Below are 13653 nucleotides of genomic sequence, written 5' to 3'. Positions count from 1 at the left end.
CGCGCATTGAGTATCGGCTGCCGCCATGGGCGGCGTGGTTCCTGCCAGGTGCGGATGCCGGTTATTTGCGCGCAGCGCTTTCTTCCGTCGCATCAATGATGATGCTGGCTCCTGCCTCATCGATGATGATGCTGGACGGCGGCAGGCCCTGGATGGCGAAACGGCTTTCAAATTCGGTATTGCCGGTTTGCCGCAGGATCTGCTGCCTGTCCTGCATGATCCTTATTGCTGTCAGCAATGCGTCTTCGCGGCGCATGCCGCGTCTGAAGAGGGCAAGTGCCTTGCTGGCGGCCTGTGCGAATAGTTCCGGCGCTGCGGCTTCGTCATATCCGGCGCTCTTGAGCACGCGTGAAAGCAGGTTGATATCATCGCCGTCGAGAAAGGTCTGATGGATGGAGGAAGACATCGCGTCCTCCTTTCGGTCGGGGCCAGGGTGTGGATGCCCTTAACCAACAGCGCCCGGAAAGATGGCTGCTGACCAGCCAATATGCGCCTGTTTTATCAGCGCGGCAACGGGCGAAAACCAAATAAAAATAAATGTAACCTTGTTATGAACACAAACATAGCCTATCTCTTCAAAATCGAATTTGCTTCGTTAGCTTTGTTTTTGCGCAAAGGCGCATTGGCTAATCTTTCCTCTCAAGCTCGACCATTTACGGCCTGCATCCAGCGGGCGCAGTAATTCTATGCGATTGAAAGGAAAATCGTTATGAATACAGGTATTGTAAAGTTTTTTAACACGGCAAAGGGCTTCGGCTTCATCTCGCCTAAGGATGGCTCGCCTGACGTGTTCGTTCATATTTCTGCTGTCGAACAGTCCGGCATGTCCTTCCTGCGTGAAGGCCAGTCTGTGAGCTTCGATTTGGTGCAGGATCCCCGCAGCGGCAAGAACGCTGCGCAGAACCTTGCCTCTGAATAAACAATCGGCTCGCACCCCCGCTTTGACCACGGATGTACTGGCACTGCGGACTTGCGAACCCTGGAAAGGTCGGGCCAGCCCCGGCCTTTTTATTTGCGAGCAATTTTTCCCGGGAGAAGACAATGAGCAAGACAGACGCAGCACAGCTCCTTCGACGTGCCGAGCGCCAGCTGGCCAATACCAGCGGCGGCGGGCACCTTGGAGGTACGAATTTCGGTCAGTCGCTGGACGCGAAAACATCGTCGGCCAAAGACAAGAACGATAAAAGCCGCAAGCCGCAGCGCGGAAGATAAAGCCCGGCGGGCCACCCCGTCAGGTCAAAAAAAAGCGCTCAGCCATACGAGGTGGCTGAGCGCTTTTTTTATTGCCGCCGCACTGGGTCTACAGCTTTCATTAGAAAATCCGCGAACGCGCCTCAATATCCATAAATTGGACCATCAAAAATTAAGGGAGACCGGCTTTGCAGCCGGCGGCAGCTGGAGGCCAGTCCGTCCTCGTCGGCAGCAGCGGCTCAATGCTTGCTGTCGTTGAGAGCCGGATGGGCCATCTGGAAATCGCCAAGGAGCGTGATCGCCTCCATGACGACAGCGTTGGTCGTCGGTGAAGGATCATGCGCCAGTATCTGCGCATCGGCGCGCAGGCGCTCGGCCAGACAATCCATGGCCTTGTGTGTCTCGTCGCCCTGCTGGCGGGCAATCACGGCTGAGAATTGCAGCGCGTCGCTCAGAAGCTTGAGGGTCTCCAGGCGCTCTTCTAGCGACATATCGTTTATCGGCGGTTGGTTGGTCATGGCTGTAAAAGCCGCGCTTGCGGGGGCATGGGGGATGACACCGGCTTACTGAAACCGCGAGCGGCGGACGGCAGGCTTGCGCTTTGGTTTTGCTGCCACGGCCTCGCTTACCGGCGGGCTGCTTGCCTCACGCTCCAGCCGCAAGGCGCGCAGCTTCGCCGTCTTTGCATCGCGCTGGCGCACCTCGGTCGCCATGATTGCATAGGCCGCGTGAGGCGGTTCCTCGGCCTTGCGGGCGGGCGGGCGGCCCTGCTGTTTGAAAAAGCGCTCTTTGGTGGCGGCCATGGGGTTTCCTAACGCCGGTGGACAGGCCCGCAACGGGCTTGTCAAGAGAGGGGATTTGGCTCGGCGCCGACGCGCGCTAGGACAAACTTTATCCTATCTCAACTAGGCTTTCGGCGGGCTTTTACAAGGGCCGTTGCGCCCGTCGGAATGCAGCTCGGCACATCTCTCGGATCGACCCTGGGGATCGCAGGAGGGGGCTCGGGGATCGCAGGCGACCCCTGAGGATCGCGAGCGACCTCGGGGTTAATGCAATGTCGACTTGTTGCCCGAATGGTTCAGCTCGAAGCGCCCGAGCAGGTTCATGGCCTCGGCAATGACATCAATGGCAACCTCGGAGCGATCGGTCGATATTGCAGCGCCATCGCGCAGCAGCCTGTCGGCAAGTTCCTCCAGCGGCTTGCAGAGCATGTCGCCTGCCTGCCTGGCGACGATCGCCGAAAAATGCAGCGTCTGGCTCAGCCGCCGCAGCGTATCGGCGCGCTCCTCTGTACTCATCTCTTCAATACGCTTCGGTTTTTTCATGCGCGCTCCTTCGAAAGGTGGCGCATCCAGATGGCGACGCGGTCGCCGAACAGGCCATTACGGGTAATCTAGAGCATTTCCGTTTTTATTCGAATCATGAAGATGCTCTATCTCTTTGTTTCACGCAGTTCCGGACGCAAAACCGCGGCGCAGTTTTTGTCGGAATTGCTGACACTGGCAATCACGCCCGCTTTGTCGTCAAAATAGCGGGCGTGGAAGGGCAGGGGCGACAGACGGTCAGCCTATCGGCCCTGGAAGATCTTGATCAGCTTCGGGGTATAGCGGCGGTTCTGGATGTCGAGCATGTCCTGATAGGTTACGCTACCGGAAACGATCGCTTTCGTGTATCGGCTGCAGGCAATTTTCGGAGCGTCCTTCTCTGCCACGTTCATCACGACAGCGGCGTTATGGCGGGCCTTCTTGTCGGAAAAGCCGAGGCGCCTTATGCACTCATCCAAAAGCCCGTTTCTCTCACGCTCGCTGCCTCGCAACACTCTGACGGCTGCATCATATTGCTTCTCGGTCGGCACGCAGCCGGTGAGCAACCCGGTGGTGATCAGTGTCATTGCAATATAGGCGCGCATGATTATCCCTTAAAATAGTGCGATAAGCGCCGTATCCTTATTTTGATTCTCGTTACGCGGGAAATATACTTTGAGGGCTCCTGCGTTTTTTCTATCACTGGTTTGAAGTTGATCCAGCTGTCGGCGAGACGGCCGGCAGTTTTTCAGCAGTTCATTGCGCCTCTGCCGTTTGCTGATAGGCTCTCGCCCGCTCCTTCGACTGCACTGCTTTCACCACCAGCACACCCGCCACGACCAGCCCAGCCAGCATCACTCCAACAAGCACCAGCAAATTCGGCTCCGCCGGCAGCGCCGCACCCGTGCCTGCGCCACCCGACGCCGAGACCGCAATCGCTGCTCCCGCCTTCTGCAGCGTCCCGGCAGTCTTCTCCGCCTTGCTTGCCTCATCCGCCAGCGCTGCCTTCACATCCACGCCCGGCTGCCCACGGAGATACATCGCCACGGCCTTCGCCTCGATCTTCGCCACGCGCGCCGACCAGCCTTTGCCGTTGGTCTTCCAGATCGCCAGGCTTTGCATGAAGCTGAGCCGCCGGGCGCAGAGGGCTTTGATTTCCCTGGTGCCGGCAGTTGCGGCCTTGGTACGGGTGAGGGGGCCGGGTTTGCCGTCAGCGGGGGCGCCGATCACGGTTTGGGCGTCTCGCAGGGCGCGGGCGGGGCCGGAGTTGACAGCGTAGTCGAAGGTGGCGAGGTCGAAGCCTGGGGGAAGAGTGTCGCCGCCGATTTCGTCCCAGTATTTGGCCTTGTAGATGGGTTTGACGTCATTGAGCGTCAGATTGCGGATGTCGAGATTGGGGAAGGCGGCGGCCGAGATGCCGTATTTGGTGCCTTTCAGCGTGCCCTTGCCGATCTTGCCTCCGGTCCAGTTGCCGGGGTCGGTGCGTTCCATGGAGAGGCCGCCTTCGGATTGCAGGGTGATCGAGAGGCATTCGGGGAAGTTCGCGCTGGTCATGCCGCGTTCCTTTTTTAGTGGATCGCGACAGTTTCGGATGGCAACAGTTGTGCCTGTTGCATGACGATCTCAGGCGGAACGCCTGGCGATCCGGCCCGCGCACTCACACTCTCTCCCGGGCGATTGGGAAGGACACCCATCGCTGTAAGAATGGATGGCACCTTGATTTCCGGATGGGAAGAGTGACCGCCGCCTCCGTTACAGGAGAACAGAGTGGGGCGCGGCGGCCGGCTTTTTGAGGGCCTGTAGCAGAACCACGAGCCTCAAAGATCGTTCCAAAAAAAAGCCTAATCAAATAGGGCTATGGGACGGTTCGCAGGACTGGAATGTCGCGCCGGGAAAGCCTGTGCAAGGCAGGCAAGTTCTTCCATGACGGTCGACAGACGATCACCGTTGCCTTTTGCGACCGGGGGCGGAAAAGTGCAGCGTTTCGCTCAGCAACAGCCGAGCCTCGAAGCTACAGGCTTACGGCTCCTGCAATTCGCCTCTTTCGCGAAGCTTCAGGATGCCGAGCTGGATGACCTTTATAAGATCGGCCTGCAGGGGGCCGTGACTCTCCTGATATTCTTCCAGGGTAGGCTTGGTGACGGTCACATAGGCGAGCGCCGACACGTGATCATCCTTCACCGCCTGGGCGCCGAGATCCCAGATGCGGTCAAACAATATGCGGTCGAGATCCTGGCGTGAGGACATGCTATTTCTCTTCCATTCCATATCTTCTTATTGGCCAGATCTTCTCATTGGCCATGTCTTCTTGCCGGCTTTGATGCAGATGCCGCGGCAAGAGCGGACTGCAGGCGATTAGCCAAAAAACAGCCGCCGAGGCTCAGCAAGCGCGACACTGACGGCAAAGCCCACCACATGATGTGGTTCTCGGTTGGGTACCGGGCGCTCGCGGTTCGGAACGAGCCTGCCGCAGGGGGTGGGCGGGCTTCAAAAAGCACAGCTTCGCTGGCTGGATAGAAGAGCCGACCACCTATGCACATGGTCACATCTCCCAGCGGAAGGCGAGTCAATTTTTACGCGAGACTGTTATGGCCGTTGATCGAAAACCCAGCCGCTCCGCGTCTCAGAAGACATCGGCGTAACTGGCCGATCCCATCAGCGTGCTTTCCTTCAGCAGCACCCCTTGCGCCATCGTGCCGTTTGCAAACCGCACCAGGCGCACATCGGGCATGGATTTCAGTCGCTGGGAGAAGGTGTTGACCGGCGGCAGGAAGCTTTCGCGGTAGCCCTGGTCGATCGCCCATTTGCGGAAATCCTCGAAGAGCTTTGCGGTGCGCAGCCAGCCGCCTGTGGGTTCGTTCTGCGCCGGCTCGACGCGGATATCGAACCATTCGTTGAGCGGATCGAGCAGCAGCCAGGCGTTCAGCGCTTCCTTCGAGCTTTCGGGCATGGTGTAGCTGCCGTTGCGCTTCAGCCGCTGGGCGCCTGACACGGCAAAGCCGAGCAGCAGTTCCAGCTCTTCCTTTGCGATGCGCTCGGCAATATCGGGGATGACCTCGTGCTCGGGAATGCTGCGGTTGAACTGGATGACGACGAGGCGGCGGCGCAGGCCCCGGTCGATACCGCCATTGAAGCGCGGCAGGGTATTTGTCGTGAAGCAATGCAGCGCGCGGGGAATGAAGCTCTGGACATCCTTGTAGAGGCTGCGGCCTTCGATCGGGTTGCCGGTCACGGCCGCCTTGAATTCCTCGCCTGATATGGCCGCCGCACTCAGCTCGTCGGCGACGTTCGCCGCCTTGCCGGCGAGATTAATGATGCGCTTTTCATCATTGAAGAAGGCGGGCGAGATAGAGGAGACGGCGCCTTCAGGCAGCAGCGCGCGGAAGAGCGCGGCGATGGTGGATTTGCCGTTGCTGGCGGTCTCGCCGAGCAGGATGAAGGCCTTCGGCTGGCGGATGCGGGTGGCAAGGCCGAAGGCGGCAGCGCCCAGCATTTCGGCCACGAGGCTGATCTTGTCGGCAGCATCGGGATCGCCCTGAAAGGCGCCGTAGAGCAGCTTGTGCAGCAGCGAGCCTTCGGGCGGATGGCTTTCGGTGTGGAGGTTATAGTCCGCGGCGATTGTGAAGCGGAAGCGATCGTCAGGGTCATGGGAGCGGCAGATCACCTTGCCGGTCTCATCCAGCGTGATGGTGCAGTTCAGCGCGTTGACGCCGATGGCCGGGTTGCCGAAAAAGCCGGCCTCGGCAGTGCGCGTGCCGAACTCGTTGACGATGCCGTCGATCATGTGCCGGCCGAGCTTCAGCGGCTTCTCCTTCGGGCCGATGCCGACAGCATCGAAGGCATGCATGGCAAGGCGGATCTTCTGTTCGGGAATGGGGCGCCAGGCGGAGGGGCCATAGGCCCAGAATTTGCCGTCGGCACGGACGATCCGCCCGCCGCAGGCCCTTGCCAGATGCTCGTTGAAGATGCGCGCCAGCCAGACCTCGGAGCCGAAGGGCTGGCTCGGAAACCATTCCGGCATGCTTTCTATGCCATCGGCGCCCGGTGGCGGCGCCTTCGATGCGTGCTGGTCCTGCTCTTCTGCCGGTGACGGCGGCTCGGCCGGGGCGGGCGCATGGCGGCGAATGGTGGCGCGCATGAAGGCATCGAGATCAAGGCGCGTCCAGCCGGCATCGACGGCATCGGCACTATCCCAGCCTCGGCAGGGACGATGGCCCGCCTGCCAGTCGGAATAGGTGAAATGCCTGATATCAGAGGCGGCTCCAGCATCGGTAAAACCTGTCAGCCGGACCCGTGCCCCGAGGGCGGAGAGAATGGCGGCGATCTCGTCTGCCGTCGAAAGGCCGGGCGCATCGAAATCCGGCCAGATCACCACATCGCGGCCTGATAGCGGCGACCAGTCAGTGTGTTTGACGCCCTGCGTGCCGCCGGCCCAGGAGAGCACGGTGCGGCCGGATTTCTGTGCCAGCCGGTCGCGGCATTTCTCGCCCTCGACGACGATGACCTGCTTCGTCTTGCCGAGAGTTTCGAGGCCGTAGAGCGGGCGCGGCTTGGGAAAGGGGTAGCGGCACCAAGTCTCCTTGCCGTCGGGCAGACGGGCGAACATGACCATCGGCGTTTCCTTGCCGCCGTCGGAGAGATCATGCCGCAACACATAGCCGATCAGCGCGCCATCGGCCTGCCGATAGGGAAAGACCATGGAGGGAGCGAATGAGCCCCATTCGGAGCGGTCGCCCTTGCGCTTGGGATTATAGAGGCGGATGCGGGCGCCTGATTTGACCGGCTCGGATGGAGGGGGCAGCGGCGTGATGCCCTCGTAGGGGTCACGCATCTGCGGCGCGCGCGGGGTGGTGTTCGGTACGGTGGGAGCGTTGCCATCGAGATGGCTGACGCCATCGAGAATGCGGATGGCTTCCGCGAGATCGACGCCCTTGATCTGCCGCACGAAATCCAGCACATCGCCGCCGGCGCCGCAGCCGAAACAATGGAAGCGCTCAATGCCATCCTGCCCCCTGAAAATGGTGAAGGAGGGCGTCTCCTCGGTGTGGAAGGGGCAGCAGGCGACATGCTCATGCCCGTTCCTCTGCAGCCTGCAGCCATAGTGCGCCGCTTTCTCAGACAGCGACACATCGCGGCGAAGCCGTTCTAGATCTGCAGGCATGTTGCGGCTCTTGCAATGGATGTTGTCAGTATCGCAACATGGCCGGCGCAGAACGGGCGGCGGCCATGGTCTTTTCACGTATCTGCGCGGGGGACTTAGCGGGCGGTAGTGCTCGGAAACTTGCCTTCCAGCACCAGCCGGTAGCCGCGGCGATAGCCGACATTGGCAATGCCGATGCCGGAGCCTTCGAGCTTCTGGCGCAGGTGGCAAAGGGCCACCTTGAAGGCGAGGTACATCCTGTCCGGCGAGGGGCCGCCATCGGGATCGTCGATATACATGGCGGTGAAGATGCGCTCGGTGATGACGGGCAGGCCCTTGCCCTTCCAGACCGCCTCGAAGATGCGCCCTTCCATCGGCGTGATGCCATAGTGATCGATGACGATCTCGGGGGCGGGAATGGTGACCGGCTGCTTGCAGCAGGGGCAGAGCAGCGGCTTGGTGATGGTGAGCGGGCCAGCCGTCTGAGGGATAGCGGCAGGCGGGGTGGCGGCTTTCCCGGCCGGTCGTGTCGTGATGGTCTGCATGTTCATCCTCACTGGTTTTCTAGTGCGAGCCGCCTCACCGGGCGGGCCGCGATGTCGTGACGTTGCGAACTGGTTTCGGATGCGCTTACGGCTGGGCCATCACCATCGCGCGGATGCGGTCTTCGAAGAGGGCAAGGCGGCGCAGCCGGTTGGCGAGATGCACGAGGTCGTCGACCGCTTCGTCATCGATGAGCAGCAACGCCTCGCCGGCGGCCGCCCCGCCATGCATGACGCAGCGCCCGACCAGCGCATCGATCAGCTCCGATTGCGCCAGCATGGAAAGCGGCTCTTTACGCATCCTCCTCCTCCGGCATCAGGTCGGAGAGGGTGAGCGAAACGCCAAGGCGTCTTGCCGCCAGCAGAAGCATCAGCTGGTCGCGGCCGTTGATGAGGCCGCGCTCATCGCGCAGCGCCCGCGAAATCTTGGAGCGGTGGCGCTTGAGCTCGGCTGCGAGCTCGCTCGGCGTCAGCGCCAATTTGGCGGCGACCTTCTGCCAGGGCGTCGGGGCCTTTGTCATGCTGATCTTCCCTCCTGTCATGCGGCTCTTGTTGTTGGAGTTGAGATTATGTTGTCGAAATCGCAACGTCAATCGCAAATAGGAAAAAATACCTATCTTTTGCGTCCCTGCCTTTGAACGAACGTTTTTCGGCGGAAAGGCGGGCCGTGTTGCAACTTGAGCAGATCAACCATGTCAAAGGTTGACGGTAAAAAGCCCGGTGCAGTTGCTTGCGCCTCGTTGCGTTTTTTGCAACAAATAAGCAACGCTGCATATGTGCATGGGGACGCTGATGGCTGAGATCGATGGCAACTGGTTTCACAACCAGCTTGATGACAGGGGGCAATCGCTGCGCGCGCTCGCCCGTCATCTCGGCAAGGATGCCTCCGCCGTCTCCCGCACCTTCTCGGGCAAACGCAAGATGACGATGGAGGAGGCCGCCGAGATCGCGTCCTTCCTCGGCGTATCCGTGACCGAGGTCATGCACCATGCAGGAATCACGCGTGAAGGCGAGGGGCTGGGGCCGAAGATCCTGCTCTCGGCCGTGATCGGCGAGGATGGCGAAGTCCGCTCTCTCCCCGAGCCGCAGCCGCTGCCGCAGGCCGTGCTCGACAAGGCGCAGCTCTCGATCGGCGCCGGCCGCAACCGGCGGATCATCGCCGCCCAGGTGCGGGCCTCCTCCGGCGCGCTTTCGATCTGGGACGATGCGGTGCTGCTCTTTGCGCCAACCGACGGCATTGAGCCCGGCGCAATCGGCGCGCTTTCGATCTGCGGCCTTTCCGGCGGCAAGCAGATCCTCGCCAAGCTCGACCGTGCCCGCAAGACCGGCGAGGCGAGGGTGGTAACGCCTGCGGGGAAGATCGAGGAGGCGGTGCTCACGACGGCGACGCCGGTGCTGGCGGTGATACCGTAGGGACGACACGAGAACGCCCGGCCGTTGACCAGGCGTTCGTCACGCAGACTGTAATCTGCGGCTCAGATCCGCTCTTTCCAGAATGTGCAGACCTCCTGGCCGGCGGCGGGCAGCAGGAGCTTTCCGAAGAGGACGCCGACAATGGCTGCTACGGCCGGACCGACGCTGAAGACGGAAATCAGGACGCCGGTGATCGCCGCTGCCAGAGCTTCCGGCGAATTCAGCTTCACGGCGCTGAGGATAGTATCTCGAACCTGGTTGTCGGCCTCGCCGCCCTCGCTGCAGACGAGTTCGTAGATCACCTTGTTCCAGCGCCGCAGGATCCTTTTGCCGAGGTTGATCGCATCGTCCATCGGTCCTGCGACACTCACGTCGACAGGAACGGACACGGACGGATTGGCAAAGCGTGTCGGGTCCTTCGGATAGGTGATGGAATAGGCTCCGAGGTCCGCATAGAGCTTGTTCGCGCTTGCGCCTCCAAGCGATTTCACTGCCTGCTCGATTTCATCCTTCATGATCAGCTCCCAGGGTTTGTGTTGGTATTTTCAGGTCCGATCCGCGCATCGGCCGCGCCATAGACGGTGTAGCAAATGCCGAGCGGATTGTTTTTCTCGGCAAGCAGTGTGCGCCGCCCCTGCAGCACGGCTTCTCCGAGTGTCGCGCCTTTGAACAGCGCATCGAGGACCAGCCGGCCGAACTCCTCGGAGACGACGACGGGGATGGTGGTTTCGGTGCCGAGCACCGCGCGCGCATCGCGGCTGAGAAAGAAGCCGACGAAGGAGCCTTCGATCGCGTTCCAGATCTGCGCCGACTGGCAGGTGTTGAGAAAAACGATCGGCGCGTCCTTGAACCTGATCTGCCGGTTGTCCGGAGATTTGGCGGCAACGAGCCTTGCCAGCCGAATATCCGAGTTCGTCAGCGTCAGCAGGCTTTCGGCCTCATTTTGGGTGAGGTCGAGATAGCGTTCGTAAGTTTCGATCCAGGCGTCGGTCTGGGTCGTATCGAGACCTGTTTCCGCAGCGATTTGCCGCCGCTTCTTGAAGGCTTCGATCTGTGTGCGGGCGCGATCCCGGCAAGCATGGCTCGACGGGGTATTAAGCACGCCTGCATGGCCATGCGCATAGACGTAGAGCAAATCCATCCCGCCTTGCAGGGCCATGACGAAGGCATCCCCGTCCTCGATGACGGGCGCAGTCAGCTCGGTCGGGAATTTCGCTCCCTGCGCCAGGGCTTGCAGATGGGCGAAATGCTGGGGCTCGTTGAAAAAATTCCAGCGGCCGTATTTGATCCGGATCGGTGTGGCTGCCGGTGGCGGTGCCGGGCGTCTGTTGGCGCCATCGCCGCAACGCTTGATCTCCAGAATGTAACGCCAGCCCCACAGGTTTTCTATGCTGGCCGGCCCCTCGCTTTCGACGTCATCTTCTATGGTGAGGATCTGCCAGGGAAGAACGAAATCCTTCGCGTCCTTCAAAAGCGAAATCTGAACGAGGGAGGCGTCTGGCAGGCCCGATTTCAGCATTTCGCCAAGCGCCACCATGTCGCCGCTGCCGGTTTGGGTGTCAAACAGAGCCTGCATCATTCGGGTGCCGAGCAGCGAGAGCTTCTTGATCGTCTCATCCCGCTGCGGGCCTGTCATCTTGCCGGTCTCCAACGCCGGTCCGAAGACGGCGTCGAGAAGGATTTCGCGGAAATCGCTGACAAAGCTGTTGAGAAGGGTTTCCGTCAGGACGCGGGTGCCGAAGAGCGCCGGCTCGCCGGTCTCGGCATTGCCGGTCAGCAGCGCAAACCGAAACTGGCCGGGCGACCGCTGGTCGACGGAGATGGTCAGCTTGCGCGCCGACGGGGCTTGCGCCAGCGGTTCGAGATCGCTCTCCTCTGGGTGTTTGAAGGTCAGCTGGATGGCCGGCTGGTCGACGAGCGTGTCGACCGAGGCCGCGATGAAAAAGCTGACATTCACCTGATCGATCAGGTTGAGCTTATGATAGAGGCGAATGCCGATTTCGTGCCGTTCGCCGGCAAGCGGCTGCAGCGTCTTGAGCATGGGGGTGATCTCGAAGCGCGCGCTGTCTTCAGAGTCGCCCGATACGGGCAGGGTGAGCTTCTCGAAGCGGCGATCGAACCGGAATGCCTCGAATGCCGGATCGTCGAGATATTTGCTCTGGTTCGTCAGCACGACCCAGACGGTTTCCGTCTTCTGCTGCCCTTTGATCTTGACGGCGGGCTGATCGGCCCTGTCTTTTCCAAGCCCCTGGCGCTTGACCCGGATAGCGACGTCAAGGGCATAGGTGCGTTTGTTCAACAGCGCATAACCTGAGGTCAGCTCCTGATCCATGAGCTCGTCGAACAGCTTGATATCGGTGTAGCGCGATGGTTCTTCGGGCGGGATGTCAGCGTCGATCCCCGGCGTCGGCGGCGGCTTGGGCGGGCTGACGGCGTCTTCGGCATCCGCGTCTTCACCGCCTTCCTCGGAATCTGCCTCTTCTGCTACGTCCTCGTCTTCCGCCTCACGAGAGGCGGGGGATTGCGGGAAGCCTCCGCCGACAACATCATCGCCCGGGAGACCACCATATCCGTCTATTGGCACCGAAGCAGGTCTCTCCGGCGGGGAGGTATTCGGTAATGGTGCTGCCTCCAGTTCCGGCTCTGCCTCTGCGGAAGGCGCCGGCTGCGCGGGTGTTGGTGCCGGTGCGGCAATCGGCGGTGCTGCCTCCGCTTGCGGGGCGGGTGCGGGCTGCGCCGGTGCTGGCGAAGGCGCGGTCATCTGCGGCTGCGGTGCTTCCGCTTGCGGGGCGGGTGCCGGCGGGACGGGGCCGCCGGTTTCCAGATCCCTGAGCGCGCGCGTGAGGCCCATGATGCCGGTTGCCGTATCCGACTCGTGATCCCAGCGGAGGTTTTCGCTGTTGTTGAGCGCGGTGACGATCTCTGCGACCCGTGGAGATGCGCCGTCGGCCGGCTGCAATTGCAGCGAGGACAGGATGTAGGGAGAGAGATCGATGCGCCTGTCGGGCGCAAGGGCCTGTAGGCGTCGCGTCAGGTTCGGGATGACCGACGACAAACGCGAACTATTGAGAAAGGCGCGGGAGGCAAAAACCAGCGGCGATCCGCCCTGATTGAACAGGCGTGCCGCATCCCAAGCTGCAACATCGACCGGGAGATTATGCGAGAGATTATAGACGAAGTTCGAAAAGTTCGAACTGATGTCGAAGTCGCTGACGGGAAGAAAGACGGTGGACCCGGCCTTTGCAATGTCTTCGAAGGTCAGGGTTTCGGGAAGAGGGTGATATTGCTGCCCCGGTGCGAGAAAGCTCAAGGCCAGGCTCTGTCCGTCGAAGCCCGGTTCGGCGATATCGACGATGGAGGCGCCGATCGCCGGGACTGCTCCCAATGAGGCGCCGGGTTGGCTGCGATAAAGGTCGACGAACCCGCGGCCGACCGCATTGGAACGGGCGAACGCATTGAGCACGTTCTCGTCCGCCGCCATGACGGACAGAGGCCAGGACAAGGCGGCTGATGCGCTTCTGGCCGGTAATATGCCGGGATCGATGGCGAAAGAGGCCAGTCCGCCGCCGTTGCCCCCGGAAGGCGATATCGTCGACGCTGCCTGATAGCCGGGCGCTTCGACAATATCACGAAGCGATGCGGCAACGCGGCGCGTGAGCCTGGGCCAGCGCAGGGAGGTTATCAGACGAAGACCGCCATAGGGTGTGTCATAAGGTATCTCTTCGGTCAGCAGCTGTTCTGCCGAAGAGGCCACGGGCCGGTGGGCGCCCGCCTGCCAGTCCACGAGCCTGCCGTCGCGGATCGATTGAAGCAATGTCTGCTCTGACGATGCCGAGCTCTTCAGTCCACCCAGAATAAACCGGCTGACCGCAGTTTCCTGATCCAAAGAAGAAATTGCGAATTCATCCTTGGTAGCCATGGCCTGCTCCTCCCAGGTGCAGAATGACTATCTTCTTTTATTATAAAAAATCAACTAAAAGGAGAATGGCATAATAATACATGCGGACAATTCTCTGTCCGTTCTATATTTTTCGATGCGGGTGGCAGTCGATCGCAGTAAAAA

At 61.1% G+C, this 13653-nt stretch carries 16 protein-coding genes; 3 read left to right on the top strand and 13 right to left on the bottom strand.

Annotation, left to right across the window (positions count from 1 at the left end):
• Positions 1 to 61: 61 nt before the first annotated feature.
• Entirely contained in the window at positions 62 to 406 is a 345-nt protein-coding gene (locus PMI11_RS33365) for a hypothetical protein (RefSeq protein WP_007826443.1), read from the bottom strand.
• 303 nt (positions 407 to 709) lie between these two features.
• Between PMI11_RS33365 and PMI11_RS33360 the strand changes: the two genes are divergently transcribed.
• Both PMI11_RS33360 and PMI11_RS37845 read left to right on the top strand, forming a co-directional pair.
• Entirely contained in the window at positions 710 to 919 is a 210-nt protein-coding gene (locus PMI11_RS33360) for a cold-shock protein (protein WP_007826441.1), read from the top strand.
• A 122-nt stretch (positions 920 to 1041) separates the two neighbouring features.
• Positions 1042 to 1212 carry a hypothetical protein gene (locus PMI11_RS37845; protein WP_007826440.1) on the top strand — a complete coding sequence of 57 codons (171 nt, stop codon included), beginning with the start codon at positions 1042 to 1044 and terminating at the stop codon, positions 1210 to 1212.
• Between the two features lie 218 nt (positions 1213 to 1430).
• On the opposite strand, the gene PMI11_RS33355 is transcribed toward PMI11_RS37845, so the two are convergent.
• From PMI11_RS33355 to PMI11_RS33310, 10 genes are all read right to left on the bottom strand, one after another.
• Entirely contained in the window at positions 1431 to 1709 is a 279-nt protein-coding gene (locus PMI11_RS33355; protein WP_007826439.1) for a hypothetical protein, read from the bottom strand.
• 45 nt (positions 1710 to 1754) lie between these two features.
• Positions 1755 to 1994 (bottom strand): hypothetical protein, encoded by a 240-nt coding sequence (locus PMI11_RS33350; protein ID WP_007826438.1) that lies wholly within the window; start codon positions 1992 to 1994, stop codon positions 1755 to 1757.
• Between the two features lie 243 nt (positions 1995 to 2237).
• Complete coding sequence (locus PMI11_RS33345) at positions 2238 to 2516, bottom strand: hypothetical protein (RefSeq protein ID WP_007826437.1); 279 nt, start codon at positions 2514 to 2516, stop codon at positions 2238 to 2240.
• 242 nt (positions 2517 to 2758) lie between these two features.
• Positions 2759 to 3100 carry a hypothetical protein gene (locus tag PMI11_RS33340; protein WP_007826435.1) on the bottom strand — a complete coding sequence of 114 codons (342 nt, stop codon included), beginning with the start codon at positions 3098 to 3100 and terminating at the stop codon, positions 2759 to 2761.
• A 151-nt stretch (positions 3101 to 3251) separates the two neighbouring features.
• On the bottom strand, positions 3252 to 4049 hold the full coding sequence (locus PMI11_RS36130; protein WP_007826433.1) for a glycosyl hydrolase 108 family protein: 798 nt from the start codon (positions 4047 to 4049) through the stop codon (positions 3252 to 3254).
• A 465-nt stretch (positions 4050 to 4514) separates the two neighbouring features.
• A complete protein-coding gene (locus tag PMI11_RS33330; RefSeq protein ID WP_007826431.1) occupies positions 4515 to 4742 on the bottom strand; it encodes a hypothetical protein in 228 nt (75 codons plus the stop codon).
• Positions 4743 to 5118: 376 nt separating this feature from the next.
• On the bottom strand, positions 5119 to 7656 hold the full coding sequence (locus PMI11_RS36125) for a CHC2 zinc finger domain-containing protein (RefSeq protein WP_007826429.1): 2538 nt from the start codon (positions 7654 to 7656) through the stop codon (positions 5119 to 5121).
• 95 nt (positions 7657 to 7751) lie between these two features.
• Positions 7752 to 8180, bottom strand: coding sequence for a hypothetical protein (locus PMI11_RS33320; protein ID WP_007826427.1), 429 nt, complete (start codon positions 8178 to 8180; stop codon positions 7752 to 7754).
• A gap of 85 nt (positions 8181 to 8265) precedes the next feature.
• Entirely contained in the window at positions 8266 to 8478 is a 213-nt protein-coding gene (locus tag PMI11_RS33315) for a hypothetical protein (RefSeq protein ID WP_007826425.1), read from the bottom strand.
• Positions 8471 to 8698: a hypothetical protein gene (locus PMI11_RS33310; protein WP_007826423.1), complete on the bottom strand. Its 228-nt coding sequence runs from the start codon at positions 8696 to 8698 to the stop codon at positions 8471 to 8473. Before PMI11_RS33310 ends, PMI11_RS33315 begins: the two co-directional genes overlap by 8 nt.
• A 271-nt stretch (positions 8699 to 8969) precedes the next feature.
• On the opposite strand from PMI11_RS33310, the gene PMI11_RS33305 reads away from it, so the two are divergent.
• Positions 8970 to 9590 carry a helix-turn-helix domain-containing protein gene (locus tag PMI11_RS33305; RefSeq protein WP_007826421.1) on the top strand — a complete coding sequence of 207 codons (621 nt, stop codon included), beginning with the start codon at positions 8970 to 8972 and terminating at the stop codon, positions 9588 to 9590.
• Between the two features lie 62 nt (positions 9591 to 9652).
• Here PMI11_RS33305 and PMI11_RS33300 read toward each other — a convergent pair whose 3' ends face one another.
• Both PMI11_RS33300 and PMI11_RS33295 read right to left on the bottom strand, forming a co-directional pair.
• On the bottom strand, positions 9653 to 10105 hold the full coding sequence (locus PMI11_RS33300; protein ID WP_007826419.1) for a hypothetical protein: 453 nt from the start codon (positions 10103 to 10105) through the stop codon (positions 9653 to 9655).
• A 2-nt stretch (positions 10106 to 10107) separates the two neighbouring features.
• Positions 10108 to 13509, bottom strand: a complete 3402-nt coding sequence (locus PMI11_RS33295; protein WP_007826417.1) for a hypothetical protein — start codon at positions 13507 to 13509, stop codon at positions 10108 to 10110.
• Positions 13510 to 13653: the final 144 nt, after the last annotated feature.

Source organism: Rhizobium sp. CF142 (assembly GCF_000281145.1).
Classification (GTDB): Bacteria; Pseudomonadota; Alphaproteobacteria; order Rhizobiales; family Rhizobiaceae; genus Rhizobium.
The sequence above is the reverse complement of the archived record's forward strand: the minus strand, read 5'-3'. Positions and strand labels throughout refer to the sequence as shown.

What these genes read in the sequence shown, in the direction of transcription:
- PMI11_RS33350 (WP_007826438.1), bottom strand. Translation starts at nt 1,994, where the DNA reads ATGGCCGCCACCAAAGAGCGCTTTTTCAAACAGCAGGGCCGCCCGCCC.
- PMI11_RS36125 (WP_007826429.1), bottom strand. Translation starts at nt 7,656, where the DNA reads ATGCCTGCAGATCTAGAACGGCTTCGCCGCGATGTGTCGCTGTCTGAG.
- PMI11_RS33345 (WP_007826437.1), bottom strand. Translation starts at nt 2,516, where the DNA reads ATGAAAAAACCGAAGCGTATTGAAGAGATGAGTACAGAGGAGCGCGCC.
- PMI11_RS33340 (WP_007826435.1), bottom strand. Translation starts at nt 3,100, where the DNA reads ATGCGCGCCTATATTGCAATGACACTGATCACCACCGGGTTGCTCACC.
- PMI11_RS33305 (WP_007826421.1), top strand. Translation starts at nt 8,970, where the DNA reads ATGGCTGAGATCGATGGCAACTGGTTTCACAACCAGCTTGATGACAGG.
- PMI11_RS33295 (WP_007826417.1), bottom strand. Translation starts at nt 13,509, where the DNA reads ATGGCTACCAAGGATGAATTCGCAATTTCTTCTTTGGATCAGGAAACT.
- PMI11_RS36130 (WP_007826433.1), bottom strand. Translation starts at nt 4,049, where the DNA reads ATGACCAGCGCGAACTTCCCCGAATGCCTCTCGATCACCCTGCAATCC.
- PMI11_RS33300 (WP_007826419.1), bottom strand. Translation starts at nt 10,105, where the DNA reads ATGAAGGATGAAATCGAGCAGGCAGTGAAATCGCTTGGAGGCGCAAGC.
- PMI11_RS33360 (WP_007826441.1), top strand. Translation starts at nt 710, where the DNA reads ATGAATACAGGTATTGTAAAGTTTTTTAACACGGCAAAGGGCTTCGGC.
- PMI11_RS33330 (WP_007826431.1), bottom strand. Translation starts at nt 4,742, where the DNA reads ATGTCCTCACGCCAGGATCTCGACCGCATATTGTTTGACCGCATCTGG.
- PMI11_RS33320 (WP_007826427.1), bottom strand. Translation starts at nt 8,180, where the DNA reads ATGCAGACCATCACGACACGACCGGCCGGGAAAGCCGCCACCCCGCCT.
- PMI11_RS33355 (WP_007826439.1), bottom strand. Translation starts at nt 1,709, where the DNA reads ATGACCAACCAACCGCCGATAAACGATATGTCGCTAGAAGAGCGCCTG.
- PMI11_RS33365 (WP_007826443.1), bottom strand. Translation starts at nt 406, where the DNA reads ATGTCTTCCTCCATCCATCAGACCTTTCTCGACGGCGATGATATCAAC.
- PMI11_RS37845 (WP_007826440.1), top strand. Translation starts at nt 1,042, where the DNA reads ATGAGCAAGACAGACGCAGCACAGCTCCTTCGACGTGCCGAGCGCCAG.
- PMI11_RS33315 (WP_007826425.1), bottom strand. Translation starts at nt 8,478, where the DNA reads ATGCGTAAAGAGCCGCTTTCCATGCTGGCGCAATCGGAGCTGATCGAT.
- PMI11_RS33310 (WP_007826423.1), bottom strand. Translation starts at nt 8,698, where the DNA reads ATGACAAAGGCCCCGACGCCCTGGCAGAAGGTCGCCGCCAAATTGGCG.